The sequence below is a fragment of the Rhodoligotrophos sp. CJ14 genome (genome assembly GCF_038811545.1).
GTDB lineage: Bacteria > Pseudomonadota > Alphaproteobacteria > Rhizobiales > Im1 > Rhodoligotrophos > Rhodoligotrophos ferricapiens.
In genome coordinates, this window is record NZ_CP133319.1 from 2,761,060 (window position 1) to 2,773,518 (window position 12,459).

Annotated in this window: 13 protein-coding genes; 12 read left to right on the top strand and 1 reads right to left on the bottom strand. The window is 59.4% G+C overall.

The annotated features are described in order from the left end of the window. The first annotated feature begins 18 nt into the window (after positions 1-18). The 3 genes from RCF49_RS12860 to RCF49_RS12870 all read left to right on the top strand — a co-directional run bounded on the left by RCF49_RS12860 (position 19) and on the right by RCF49_RS12870 (position 3,501). Positions 19-1,086, top strand: coding sequence for a maleylacetate reductase (locus RCF49_RS12860; RefSeq protein ID WP_342640280.1), 1,068 nt, complete (start codon positions 19-21; stop codon positions 1,084-1,086). Positions 1,087-1,213: 127 nt separating this feature from the next. Further along, the gene (locus tag RCF49_RS12865) at positions 1,214-2,854 is read left to right on the top strand and encodes a sensor histidine kinase (RefSeq protein ID WP_342640281.1); all 1,641 of its coding nucleotides are present in this window, start codon (positions 1,214-1,216) and stop codon (positions 2,852-2,854) included. Continuing rightward, positions 2,851-3,501: a response regulator transcription factor gene (locus tag RCF49_RS12870; protein WP_342640282.1), complete on the top strand. Its 651-nt coding sequence runs from the start codon at positions 2,851-2,853 to the stop codon at positions 3,499-3,501. The genes RCF49_RS12865 and RCF49_RS12870 overlap by 4 nt, the downstream gene beginning before the upstream one ends. Positions 3,502-3,513: 12 nt before the next feature. Here RCF49_RS12870 and RCF49_RS12875 read toward each other — a convergent pair whose 3' ends face one another. Next, positions 3,514-4,359, bottom strand: a complete 846-nt coding sequence (locus RCF49_RS12875) for an alpha/beta fold hydrolase (RefSeq protein ID WP_342640283.1) — start codon at positions 4,357-4,359, stop codon at positions 3,514-3,516. Between the two features lie 240 nt (positions 4,360-4,599). Between RCF49_RS12875 and RCF49_RS12880 the strand changes: the two genes are divergently transcribed. The 9 genes from RCF49_RS12880 (at position 4,600) to RCF49_RS12920 (ending at position 12,282) form a co-directional block, all read left to right on the top strand. Beyond that, positions 4,600-4,989, top strand: a complete 390-nt coding sequence (locus tag RCF49_RS12880) for a response regulator transcription factor (RefSeq protein WP_342640284.1) — start codon at positions 4,600-4,602, stop codon at positions 4,987-4,989. Positions 4,990-5,067: 78 nt separating this feature from the next. Next, positions 5,068-5,721, top strand: coding sequence for a hydrolase (locus RCF49_RS12885; protein WP_342640285.1), 654 nt, complete (start codon positions 5,068-5,070; stop codon positions 5,719-5,721). A 57-nt stretch (positions 5,722-5,778) separates the two neighbouring features. Beyond that, positions 5,779-7,809, top strand: a complete 2,031-nt coding sequence (locus RCF49_RS12890) for an amidohydrolase (protein ID WP_432807285.1) — start codon at positions 5,779-5,781, stop codon at positions 7,807-7,809. Between the two features lie 11 nt (positions 7,810-7,820). Further along, entirely contained in the window at positions 7,821-8,429 is a 609-nt protein-coding gene (locus tag RCF49_RS12895; RefSeq protein WP_342640287.1) for an antibiotic biosynthesis monooxygenase, read from the top strand. A gap of 4 nt (positions 8,430-8,433) precedes the next feature. After that, positions 8,434-8,901, top strand: a complete 468-nt coding sequence (locus tag RCF49_RS12900; protein ID WP_342640288.1) for a DoxX family protein — start codon at positions 8,434-8,436, stop codon at positions 8,899-8,901. Between the two features lie 4 nt (positions 8,902-8,905). Further along, entirely contained in the window at positions 8,906-10,378 is a 1,473-nt protein-coding gene (locus RCF49_RS12905) for an alginate export family protein (protein ID WP_342640289.1), read from the top strand. A gap of 415 nt (positions 10,379-10,793) precedes the next feature. Continuing rightward, positions 10,794-11,039: a putative hemolysin gene (locus RCF49_RS12910; protein ID WP_342640290.1), complete on the top strand. Its 246-nt coding sequence runs from the start codon at positions 10,794-10,796 to the stop codon at positions 11,037-11,039. Between the two features lie 35 nt (positions 11,040-11,074). Beyond that, positions 11,075-11,665: an SOS response-associated peptidase gene (locus RCF49_RS12915; protein WP_342640291.1), complete on the top strand. Its 591-nt coding sequence runs from the start codon at positions 11,075-11,077 to the stop codon at positions 11,663-11,665. A 143-nt stretch (positions 11,666-11,808) separates the two neighbouring features. Beyond that, complete coding sequence (locus tag RCF49_RS12920) at positions 11,809-12,282, top strand: YybH family protein (RefSeq protein ID WP_342640292.1); 474 nt, start codon at positions 11,809-11,811, stop codon at positions 12,280-12,282. The last annotated feature ends 177 nt before the right edge of the window (positions 12,283-12,459 follow it).

Genomic DNA, 12,459 nt, shown 5'->3' on the forward strand with positions numbered 1-12,459 from the left:
CCTTGGAGTGTCCATCAGATGCAAACCTTCATCTATGAGGCCCAAATCCCGCGCGTCATCTTCGGCAGCGGAACCATGTCGAGGATCGCGGAAGAGGTAACACGGCTCGGCGCAAGCCGCGCCATTGTGCTCAGCACACCCGGGCGGGGCAAGCAGCTTGCTGCCGCCGTCGCCGACCAGCTCGGCGGGATATGTGTCGCCGCGCTCGCCACGGCCGTGATGCACGCGCCCGTCCAAGTGAGTGAGAGAGCGGTCGATACCGTCCGGGAAACCGGTGCCGACGCCATCGTGGCGGTGGGTGGCGGTTCGACAACGGGCCTTGCCAAGGCGATCGCGCTACGCACGCAGCTGCCACAGATCATTCTGCCGACCACCTATGCAGGTTCGGAGATGACCGCCGTGCTCGGTGAAACGGCCGATGGCCGGAAGATAACGCGCAAAAGCCCGTATATGCGCGCAAAAACCGTGATCTATGACATCGATCTGAGCCTGGATGTTCCCGCGTCGGTTTCCGTCAGCTCCGCCATGAATGCGATCGCGCACGGGGTTGAGGCGCTCTATGCCAGAGATGGCAATCCCGTAATCTCAAATTTGGCGGAAGACGGCATTCGCTCACTCGTCCACGCGCTTCCGCCGATAATGCGAGACTTGACCGACAGGACAGCCAGGTGGGAGGCGATGTACGGTGCCTTTCTGTGTGGAGCTGCTCTTGGTGCCACCACAATGGGACTGCAGCACAAGCTGGCACATATCCTAGGAGGCGCCTTCAACCTGCCCCACGCTGAGACCCATTCCGTGCTTCTGCCCCATGTGGTCGCCTTTAATGCGCCGGCCACTCCTCTTGCCATGCAGCGATTGTCGCGGGCGATTGGTGAGCCTGATCCAGCGCAGGCGCTCTATGCGCTGGCCCGACGCCTCGATGCGCCACGATCGCTTAAGGAGCTTGGCATGCCCGAGAACGGTGTCGACCTCGCCGTCCAGCAGGCAATCGTTGACCCTTATGACAATCCCGTTCCAGTCGAACCGGCCAGCTTGCGAGACTTGGTCAGGAAGGCGTGGAGTGGGGCTACGCCCTATTCCTCCTGAACTGAGTGTCGCGACGAGCCGCTGATCGCGGGAGTCGCAAGGCGTCTTGCTGCCGCGCTTCGTCCAGAGCTGATAAGGTCTTACCGTCCGCGATGTGAGCCGCCGGTAAGATCCGCAAGGGAGCGGAGTGAGCTCCGCCGTTACTAAAATGGCCATCGTCTCCGAACAGCACCTCTCGGAAAGTCCTTTTCTCCTGTCGACGATGCCGGCGGGGAGACCTGAATTCTATCTCGCTGGCTCGGCAATACTGGCCCTCATCATCGCCTTGATTGTTGCAGCTCCATATGCGCGGGAGCCGCTCGAAGGATCATCGCTCCTCCTGCCTGCTTATGCCGCGGCTGTGCTCGTTGCCGAGCTGATCACTGCCGCCCTGCTTCTGGCGCTGTTTTCAGTCCAGCGCTCGCTTGCAATCCTTATCCTCGCAAGTGGCTATCTGTGCTCAGCATTGCTCGTCGTCCCCTGGGTACTCACCTTTCCCGGGGTTTTCGCGCCAACCGGCCTCCTTCAATCTGGGCTGCAAAGCACGGCGACGATTGCTGCCGTTCGCCGGATCGAGTTTCCCCTTCTGGTCGTTGTCTATGCTTTTCTGAACAGACCAGCGCGCGATGTATATCTCGATCGGTTCGGCTCTCGCGAGATGATTTTCGGCACCATACTCGCCCTCATTGTACTCGCCATCGCGATCACATTGATTTCTCTGGAGCTGAGCGACGCATTGCCGACCTTCATGTCGGACTCAAGGCATGTTGCCGAGACTTGGGATTACGTTCCCGCTCTTGCCCTTTTCCTTCAGATCTTGGCGATCATGCTGCTTTTTACCGGCCGACGCTCAGTCCTCGATATCTGGCTCATGGTCGTAATCTGCACCGTGATCGTAGAAGTGTTGCTGCTCTCATATCTCAGTGCGGGACGGCTGAGTGTTGGATGGTGGGCCGGCCGTTTGTGTGGATTGGCATCGGCGAGCGTCGTCCTGGTGGTACTGCTTTCGGAAACGGCAAGGCTTTATGGGCGGCTGCTCCGTTCGCATTTGGCCGAGCGCCGTATCCGAGAGGCTCAACTGGTGGGCATGGAGGCATTGGCGGCATCGATCGCCCATGAGGTCAATCAGCCCCTCGCCAGCATGGTCACCAACGCTGCTGCGGGCCTGCGGTGGATCGAGCGCGAGGGGGGCGACCTGAAGCAGACAAAGGCTGCGCTTAAGCGCATTGTCGATGATGGCCACCGCGCGGGAATGATCATCGAAGCCACCCGTTCGATGTTTCGAAAAGGAGCCCGTGACCGTCGCCGGGTGAGTCTGAATGATATTGTTCTGAATGCGCTTGAACGTGCCCGCCTTGACCTCCGCAGCGGCCGCATCTCGGTTCGAACAGAGCTAGATCGGCATCTGCCATCCGTCACCTGCAATGCCATGCAAATGCAGCAGGTTGTCTTCAATCTCATTGCGAATGCAGTAGATGGCATGGCCCGCACGCCCGAGAGCGAGCGCGTGCTCACCATAACGTCATCTTTTTCGCACCCAGGGGACGCACTGGTTAGAATTGGCGACACGGGCTCAGGTATTGCCCTGACAGACAAGGAGCGCATCTTCGAGCCATTCTTCACAACCAAGCCCAATGGCATGGGAATGGGCCTGATGTTCTGCCGTTCGGTCATCGAGGGGCATGGCGGACGCCTCTGGGCGACGGACAATCAGCCGCGCGGAGCGGTTTTTCATTTTACGCTACCTGCGAATGACGAGGATCCGTCGACCATGGAGCAGCCGTCATGAATGATTCTCTCGTATACGTCGTGGACGATGACAGTTCCCTGCGCATGTCTGTTGAGAGCCTACTGACATCGATTGGTCACCGGGTTGAAACATTCGCCTCCGTGCGGGAATTCACGCATCGCTCGCCTGTCGACGCGCCCTCCTGCCTGGTGCTTGACGTGCGACTGCCCGACCGCAGCGGGCTAGAACTCCAGCGTGATCTGGCAGAACAAGGCACCCCATTTCCCATTGTGTTCGTCACGGGCCACGGCGACATTCCCATGTCGGTCGCCGCGATGAAGGCCGGAGCCATCGAGTTTCTGACCAAGCCGTTTCGCGACCAAGACCTGCTCGATGCGGTGCACAAGGGCCTGGATCTCGATCGCCGTCATCGTGACGAGGCCGCGATCATCACCAGGCTGCAGGAGCGGTTCAGCGCACTCACCCCTCGCGAGCGCGAGATTATGAGCTTGGTCGTCGCCGGCAAGGTGAACAAGCAGATCGCTAGCGAACTCCAGCTCAGCGGAATCACCGTCAAGGTTCATCGGGCGCAGATGATGCACAAGATGCAAGCAGGTTCGTTGGCTGAGCTGGTCCGCTTTTCCGACAGCCTCACCCTAGGGCTTCGCTCGCGGCGCAGGATAGGCGCCGTGATGGACCTGAGCTAACCCGACAAGTGGTCAGCTGTGCTTCGCCCAAAAGCGGCCGAGCTGTTCGCAAATGAAATCTGGCTTCTCCTCGAAGACCCAGTGTCCGCACTCTTCGATCACGCCGCCTTCAGCAGACGCAGCGATTGCCTTGGCGCAGTCGAAACAATGATCGCCGAAGGACGCGCGACCTGCCCAGGCGAGCATCGGCACGGAGAGCTTGCTCCTGGTGAGTTCGGCGGTTTGCGCAGCCATTTGCGGGATGTAACCGTAATGGTTCAGGCTCGCGCGGAGATTTCCAGGCTGCCGCATCTGCATGACGTATTGTTGTATGTCGCTCTCGGGCACCGCTGTCGGATTATAAGCAAAGTCACGGAAGAAGTGCCGCAGATACTGCTCTTCGCGGCCCTCGACCAAGAATTGTGTGACATCCATGTTCATATGCATGCCCAGATGCCAGTAGGGCACCCGCGGATCCACATAGCCCGGAAAATCCAATCCGAAAAACGGCGTCTCGATCGTGGCAAGTGACAGAGCACGCTCGGGCGCCGCATAGGCCAGCGCGACAGAGGGCGGCCCGCCGAGATCGTGGCTGAGGATGTGGAATTTCTCGACCCGTTCCACTTCGAGCAGCGCCAGCATGTCCTGAGCGATCGTCTTCGGCTCGTAGCCCCCATAGGGCTTGTCGCTGTCGGCAAAGCCACGCAGGTCAGGGGCGATGAAGGCGTATTGATCCGTGAAGCGCTCTATCACCGGCAGGAATTCGCGATGGTTCTGCGGCCATCCATGCATGCAGAGGACGACCGTCCCCCTCCCCGCGGTGACATAGTGCAATGTCACACCATTCACTTTGGCCCGCTTATGGGTGAGCACAGTCATGTCCATCCTCCTATAAATCGGAGCCAAGATCTTTCACAGATGAGATCACGAGAGGACCTGCCACGGGGTTTATGGCGCCAGTACATCGTCACACCTACACAGTACTATGAGCGCCGGTGCATATTGGGTCAACGATACGACGGTATAATTGAACCCAACCGATCATCCGGGTCATGTTCAATCCGCATTGGTGATCGCGTGACAGTCATGTTCGCGCGTCCAACACCTATCGGACGCCTCATGGAAAATGACGAACCACATGGCAGCCCATCGATCGCCGTCGTCGACAATGATGCATCGGCGCTGCATGCCATAGTCGCACTATTGGGCTCGCTCGGGTTCGGGGCGTCCGAGTTCGCAAGCGCTGCTGAGTTCTTGAATTCGAGACGGGAAGATAAGACCGCCTGTCTCATCGCCGACGTTCAGATGCCCGGCATGACCGGCCTCGAACTACATGAGCATCTGACGGCGAAGGGCAGGATCATTCCAACGATTTTGACGACGGCCTATCCGAACGAGGCGACGCGAATCCGCGCCCGTAAGGCAGGCATCCTCTGCTATCTCGCCAAGCCTGTGGGTCCTGATGCTCTGCTCGGATGCGTCCGCGCAGCTCTGGCGAGGGCAGCTTAGCAAGATCCGGATCGCGCCAGCGCTGAGGCACCGGCCGCCAACAATATTGCAACCAATACAGCAACGAGGAGTGACCCCATGCCAAACGCCACCCCGACCCCCGGCAAGCTTCTTCTCTCGCCGAAAGATCACACGCTCATTATGATCGACTTCCAGTCGCAGATGGCATTTGCGACCCACTCGATCGATGCCGTCAGCTTGCGCAACAACGCCGCGCTAGTGGCGCACGCGGCTGCCGGCTTCGGCGTGTCAACAATCCTGACCACAGTTGCCGAGAAGAGCTTCTCGGGTCCCATGTTCGAAGAAATTACCGAGGCGTTCCCCGGTCAGGAGCTTCTGGACCGCACCAGCATGAACACCTGGGAGGACGCCAATGTCGTCCGGCAGGTGAATGCCATCGGCAAGAACCGCCTTGTCTTTGCGGGCCTGTGGACCTCCGTCTGCATCGTCGGCCCCACCTTGTCAGCGATAGATCAGGGTTTCGAGGTCTATGTGATCACTGATGCTTGTGGGGATGTATCGCCCGAAGCGCATGAGCGCGCGGTAGAGCGGATGATGCAGGCGGGCGCCAGGCCCATGACATCGCTTCAGTACCTGCTCGAGCTCCAGCGCGACTGGGCGCGCTCGGAGACCTACGACCTCACGACCGGCATCGCGAAGCGGTTCGCCGGCGCCTATGGCCTCGGGATCATCTACGCCAAGACCATGTTCGGCGGGTCAGAAGGCCATTGAGAACGACAGGGTACACCGCCCGATTATATGCGGGATCACGGACGGGAGTTGATCAGCATGGAAGATCAGAATTCGCCCGGTGATCCTGCAATAGCCACGCAAACAGATCGCCGATCCTTGTTTCGGCTGGCCGCAGTGGCCGCAGCTGCCAGTGTTGCCAGCCCTCGCTCATCGGGAGCACAAGATATGCCAGCCTCATCACCAGACCTCATCCTCTTCAACGGCACCGTCGTCACGCTGGATAGATCGAACCCGCGGGCGTCGGCAGTCGCGATCCGGGACGGGCTCATTGGGGCCGTTGGCACCGATGCGGATATTTTGAAGCTGGCTGGCCCGAACACGCAGCGCATCGACCTGAAGCGTCACACCGTCATACCCGGCCTGCAGGACAACCACACCCACGTCATCCGCGGCGGCCTCAGCTACAATATGGAACTGCGCTGGGATGGCTGCCGCTCGCTGGCCGATGCCATGGCTATGCTGAAGGCGCAGGCGCAGATCACACCGCCACCGCAATGGGTCCGTGTGGTCGGTGGCTTCACCGAGCACCAATTCGACGAAAAGCGGTTACCGACCTTGGATGAAATCAACGAGGTCGCGCCCGAGACGCCGGTCTTCATCCTTCATCTCTACGACCGCGCGCTCCTCAACGGGGCGGCGCTGCGTGCCTGCGGCTATGACCGCAACACACCGGAACCACCGGGTGGCACGATCGTCAGGGACAGCAACGGGGAGCCGACCGGGATGCTGATCGCCAAGCCCAATGCGACCATCCTTTATGCCACGCTGGCCAAGGGACCGAAGCTGAGCCACGAGGATCAGCTCAACTCCTCTCGCCATTTCATGCGTGAGTTGAACCGGCTCGGCATCACCAGTGTGATTGATGCAGGGGGCGGCTTCCAAAACTATCCCGATGACTACAAGGTGATCTCGGAGCTCGCCGAAGCTGGCCAGATGACGGTGCGTATTTCCTATAACCTCTTTACTCAGAACAAGGGCGGCGAGCTCGACGATTTCAAGCGATGGACGGGCATGGTGAAGCCCGGCAACGGCGATGCCATGTACCGGCATAACGGCGCCGGTGAAATGCTCGTCTTCTCTGCGGCAGATTTCGAAGACTTCCGCGAGCCGCGTCCTGACATGGCAGCCAGCATGGAGGGAGACCTCGAAGCGGTCGTCAGGCATCTTGCAGCTCAAAGGTGGCCGTTCCGGCTGCATGCCACCTATGAGGAAACCATCAGTCGCGCGCTGGATGTCTTTGAGAAGGTGAATCGCGATATCCCCTTCGACGGGCTGCACTGGTTCTTCGATCACGGCGAAACCGTCTCGTCGCGCTCGATCGATCGCATCGCCGCGCTGGGCGGCGGTATCGCCATCCAGCATCGCATGGCCTACCAGGGCGAGTATTTCGTCGAGCGTTATGGTGCCGCTGCTGCCGAAGCCACACCGCCGATCGCGCGTATGCTGTCCTCGGGGGTCGCGGTCTCGGCGGGCACGGATGCCACGCGGGTGGCCTCCTATAATCCTTGGGTCTCCCTCTATTGGCTGGTGACCGGCAAAACCTTGGCCGGCCTGCAGCTCTATCGGCCGGAGAACACGGTCGACCGCGAAACCGCCCTGCGGTTATGGACGCAGGCCACCACCTGGTTCTCCAATGAAGAAGGCAAGAAGGGTCAGATCAAAACCGGCCAATATGCCGATCTCGCCGTACCCTCCGCCGACTATCTGTCAGTGCCGTCTGATCAGATCAAGGACCTGACATCGGTCCTCACCATTGTCGGTGGGCGGATCGTTTGGGCCGATGGCGATTTCAAGACCCATGCGCCCGCTGCGCTTCCGATCTCGCCGTCCTGGTCACCGGTCAAGCGGTTCGGCGGCTATCAGCATGCCGAGCCGGCCGCCGCGAAAAGATCCAGCGCCAAGGATAGCCAGCCAAGCGTGCTCGATCGGGTCAGTGGCCTGCTCTGCGGCTGCTCGAAATCTTGCTCTGTGCATGGCCACGAGCATGCGCATGCCTGGGCATCGCCTGTTCCGGCATCGGATCTCAAATCGTTCTGGGGCGCGCTCGGCTGCTCCTGCTTCATTTGATTGATCAGATCATGACCGAAACATCCCGAGCATCTCCAGCCGAGACTGTCACTGTCGTTGTGCATCGCCGCATCAGGGAAGGACGCGAGAGTGCGTTTCAGGCTGCGATGCAGGAGTTCACCGGTTTCGCCCTGAGTTTTCCGGGGCATCGCGGGATGCAACTCTTCCGGATGATCGAGGGCGGCCGTGACTACACCGTCGTTGCGCGTTTCGAGAGTAAGGAAGCACGTCGCGCCTTCACCTCGACGCCGGAATATGCGGCCTGGATGCGGAGGTTACGAGAGCTGACCGAGGGTGATCCGCGCATAGACGAACTTTCGGGGCTGGAGGGCTGGTTCGCCCGCGACGACGTGCCGGGCTTGCCGAAACCGGGCAAGGTCAAGATGGCGGTGGCCACTTTCATCGGCGTATTCCCGGTATCGACAATCGTGGGGCTCCTGGTGGTTCCTTACATTCAACATTTTCCGATGCTGCTCGTGAATGCGATCGTGGCCGCGATCATCGTGATCCTGCTCACCTGGGTCGTGATGCCGATCGTGACGAGAGCGCTCCACCGGTGGCTGTTCCCGGAAGCCCATGTCACCGCATCCCCCGGCAGAACACATTCTGGAGGGCCTTAGCGTCATGGCCCTGGAAATCGCGCGGTCGCAGACGGCCAGGACCTCTGCGGCCCTGTTCGCGAGGATCTGCCTCAGCGCGGTTTATCTCTATAGCGCCGTCGGCAAACTCCTTGATCCGCCGGGCGGGCTCGCGGAGGTGACAGGACTTGGCCTGCCAGCGCCAAGGTTATTCTTGGTTCTGACCATCCTCGTCCAGCTTGGCGCAGGATGGATGGTTCTTCTTGGCTTCTGGACCAGGCTTGCAGCCTTTCTGCTGCTTGGCTTCACCATCATCGCCACGGCGCTTGCGCATAATCCGACCGGCCTCATCGGGACAGAGTTCCAGCACCAACTGACAACTAGCCTTGAACATCTCGCCATTGTCGGCGGCTTCATTCTTATCATTGCGGATGGCGCCGGACCGGCTAGCATCGATGGCTGGATCGCGAGGCGGGCCAACCGCCGAACGATGCGATGTACTCTGCAGTTGTGATCCGATGATTGATCGCCGAGCCGGCCCGCAACGAAAGCCTGAACGCCCCGTCAAGCGGGCCGCGGCTCTGCTGCGAGGCTGGCAGTTCGTCGTCGGAGGATATGCGCTCTGTCTCGCGTTCTCAGGGCACGCCTGCGCCCAATCCAGCCCCAATCCACCGCCGCTCACAGCACTGCGCTATGGTGAAGACTACAGCTATCTGGCTGATCCCGATGCTCGGATGGGAACTTGGTGGGAACCGCTCAAATATATCCCCTTGGATGAGAGTAGCGAAACCTATCTCACTCTCGGGGGCGAGTTCCGCCTGCGTTACGAGGTTTATAAGAATAACAATTGGGGGCAGCAGCCTGCGCCAGACGACGGCTATCTCTGGTATCGGGCACTGATGGCCGCCGACTTTCATTTCGGCCCGCATGTTCGAGTATTCGGAGAGCTTATCGGCGCCTGGGCCCAGGGCAAGGAGCCCTTCGAGACACCGGTCGATGAGACCGGTCTTGATCTTCTTCAAGGCTTTGCCGATCTCGCCATTCCCCTTGGTGCTGGGACGGTGTTGACCCTGCGACCGGGCCGGCAAATTCTGTCCTATGGCTCGGAGCGTCTCATCAGTGCGCGCTATGGACCAAACGTCCTTCGCAGCTTCGATGCCGCCAAAGCTTTCGTTGAAGGCAATGGCTGGCGGATCGACGGGTTTTATGGGCGCCCGGTCGAGCCAGGGCTGGGCGATTTCAACGATAGCAGTGACGAGAATATTTCGGCCTGGGCAGCCTATGGCACCACGGATCTGCCGCTCGGGACGAAGGCCGGTCTCGACCTCTACTATATCGGCTATGACAATGAAGATGCGACCTTCAACCAAGGCACCGGTTACGAAAGACGACACACGATCGGCGCCCGATTTTTCGGTACGGCGCAAGACTGGGATTGGAACTGGGAGGCGATGTACCAGTTCGGCACCTTCGCGGATGGCGATATCTCAGCCTGGTCGGTGGCCTCAAGCACCGGCTACACCTTTGCCGAGGTCCCGCTTTCGCCGCATCTGGGCCTGAGGGCCAATATCATCAGCGGTGACCGCAACCCGAACAACCCAAATCTCCAGACCTTCAACCCGATGTTCCCCAAGGGCAAATATTTCGGCGAGCTGACGCTTCTCGGTCCGGAGAACCTGATCAACCTACATCCGACCCTGGACTTGCAGCTCGGGCGCGGCTGGTCCCTGGGCGGCGCGGCCGTATTCTATTGGCGCGAAAGCAAGGGCGATGGCATCTACGATTTCGGCGGTACTCTCATCCGCGGCAATGGCGGAAGCGACGCGCATTTCATCGGAACGCAGGCTGAAATCGTGCTGACCTACGAGCACAGTCGCAATCTCAATGCCATGATCTCGTATTCACAGTTCTATCCGGGCCGGTTCATCAAGGAAACCGGCCCCAGCAAGACCGTTCATTTCATCGGCACGGAAGTACAACTTCAGTTCTGATCAATGACTTCAGCTGATAGATCCACAAAAATGGCAATCGGCTCAAGTCTTCGGCCAGGATGCCAGAAACCCACAAGCCACCTGCTCGAGCTCATTGCGGGTTGCGCCTGACTTGGCTTGCACGGCTTAGCCGTGAATGATGGTCTGGACCAGGGACGCCGTCGCTGCCCATCCCGGCACTCGCTGCCTCGGCGCCATTTCACGACCAGCCTGCCACGGCTCACGTTGCGGCCGCCGAATCACCACATAAGGCGGGATACGCGCTACATTTGCCGTCAACAAGCAGGAAAGCTACTGCTGGCATAGTCAAGGGGCCGAGGAATACGTTCGTTTGTGGAAGCAGACCACACGGCGGAAGATGCCGACGTCCAATCATAAGCCAGAAAAATGCTGACGATCTATGGAGGCGGAGAACATGATAAAATCGGCAGTGATTAGCGGCGGCCTTGTTATGGCTGCCGCGGTGGGTTTGACCGCTGAACCAGATGACAGTGTTGGATTGGCAAACCCCGCCTCAACATATTGCATTGAGAAGGGAGGCAAACTTGAAATCCGTAACGAAGCCAGAGGCGCTGTCGGCTACTGTCATCTGCCTGATGGTCGTGTGATTGAGGAATGGGCGTTCTTCAGAAAGGAGAACGCAAGACGCGGCACTCGCTGACAATCTGGGTATCCCGTGGTCTGGGTCGAAGCTGGATGTGCAATGCCTATCGATTAAGGGCGGATGTCAATTCAATCGTGAAGGCATTCGACGAGCACAAGATCACGATCCGCTTCGGGGAGGGAGTGCCGAACCTGCAACCGCGTGAAGACATCAAAGTCACGGACGTGGCCCCGATCGCCAGAAGCATCGATGTTATCCGCGGAGAAGCAGATATGGTTCAGCGGCGCTGGAGCTGGCCGGGGCCGAACAAGCGGCCGGTCTATAACTTCCGCTCAGAAGGCCGGGAGTTCACATCGAACCGATGCCTGATCATTGTGGACGGCTTCTATGAGTTCACCGACCCGAAGGATCCGAAGAAGAAGCGCAAGGACAAGTGGCTGTTCACGAAGAAGGACGAGCCGATCTTCTGCATCGCCGGAATCTGGCGCGCCACACCCGATGTCGGCGAGGCATTCACCATGCTCACCATGCCGCCGGGTCCCGATATTGCGCTCTATCATGACCGGCAAGTCGTGATCCTCGATCGGAGCGCCTGGGCTGATTGGCTCGACCCTTCCGTCTCCGCGAAGTCACTGATCAAACCGCTTCCGCCCGAAACACTGGCAATTGAGCAAATCGGGTGAGCCGAACAGAGGTCGGGAGGCTTCGACTGAACGGTGCCAAGAGCGTGTGTCAACTTTGAACGCGCTGCCTAACGGGAACCGCTCAGACACGCGAATTGCTGTAAGAGTCAGTGTCAGCTGCGAAGTGACGAGGCAGGTCTCGAATGCGGATCAGAGCGATTGGCTTGTTTTTTGCCCTCGGCCTGCTGCTGCCGAGCCTAGGCAGTGTCTCTGCAAAAGCAGATGTCGATCAGGACAAGATCGCAATTGCGCAGCGATTGCATCTCTGGGCAGACGCTTTCAACACCCGAGACATTGCTGGGGTTTGTGATCTGTTTAGCTCAGACCTGATTTCCTCCGTGCCTGGCGCGATCGCAGCAGGCCGCGACGAGGTCTGTACGCGCTTAGCCAATGTACTGGCCAAGCCCAACGTCACGCTGCGCTATCGTCCTCAGATCGATGAGATAATCGTATCCGGAGACATCGCTGTTGTTCGACTGATATGGGAACTGACCACAGAGCGAGGCTCTGAAACGAGCACGAGCCGGGAAGTTGGGATGGATATTTTTCAGCGCGAGCCGAGCGGCCAATGGTCCATCATCCGCTTTCTTGCCTTCTCTTTCGATCCAGCGATATAGGCAGAGCGCGAGATCCGCTGAGTGCTCGCTCTCAGCAAGTGGATGTGAGGGCCCGCTACATCGAACGTAAGACGTACAATACTCGTCGTGCCTCCGATGGAATTGTTGGAATTCTTCGCTCAAATCCTCTTGCCGGAGGAAAGGCGTGAGAGGACCGCAGCAATGTTCCCCTCCCTA

Coding starts and splice junctions, on each gene's coding strand:
- RCF49_RS12860 (WP_342640280.1), top strand. CDS start 19: ATGCAAACCTTCATCTATGAGGCCCAAATCCCGCGCGTCATCTTCGGC.
- RCF49_RS12870 (WP_342640282.1), top strand. CDS start 2,851: ATGAATGATTCTCTCGTATACGTCGTGGACGATGACAGTTCCCTGCGC.
- RCF49_RS12875 (WP_342640283.1), bottom strand. CDS start 4,359: ATGACTGTGCTCACCCATAAGCGGGCCAAAGTGAATGGTGTGACATTG.
- RCF49_RS12880 (WP_342640284.1), top strand. CDS start 4,600: ATGGAAAATGACGAACCACATGGCAGCCCATCGATCGCCGTCGTCGAC.
- RCF49_RS12885 (WP_342640285.1), top strand. CDS start 5,068: ATGCCAAACGCCACCCCGACCCCCGGCAAGCTTCTTCTCTCGCCGAAA.
- RCF49_RS12890 (WP_432807285.1), top strand. CDS start 5,779: ATGGAAGATCAGAATTCGCCCGGTGATCCTGCAATAGCCACGCAAACA.
- RCF49_RS12895 (WP_342640287.1), top strand. CDS start 7,821: ATGACCGAAACATCCCGAGCATCTCCAGCCGAGACTGTCACTGTCGTT.
- RCF49_RS12900 (WP_342640288.1), top strand. CDS start 8,434: ATGGCCCTGGAAATCGCGCGGTCGCAGACGGCCAGGACCTCTGCGGCC.
- RCF49_RS12905 (WP_342640289.1), top strand. CDS start 8,906: ATGATTGATCGCCGAGCCGGCCCGCAACGAAAGCCTGAACGCCCCGTC.
- RCF49_RS12910 (WP_342640290.1), top strand. CDS start 10,794: ATGATAAAATCGGCAGTGATTAGCGGCGGCCTTGTTATGGCTGCCGCG.
- RCF49_RS12915 (WP_342640291.1), top strand. CDS start 11,075: ATGTGCAATGCCTATCGATTAAGGGCGGATGTCAATTCAATCGTGAAG.
- RCF49_RS12920 (WP_342640292.1), top strand. CDS start 11,809: ATGCGGATCAGAGCGATTGGCTTGTTTTTTGCCCTCGGCCTGCTGCTG.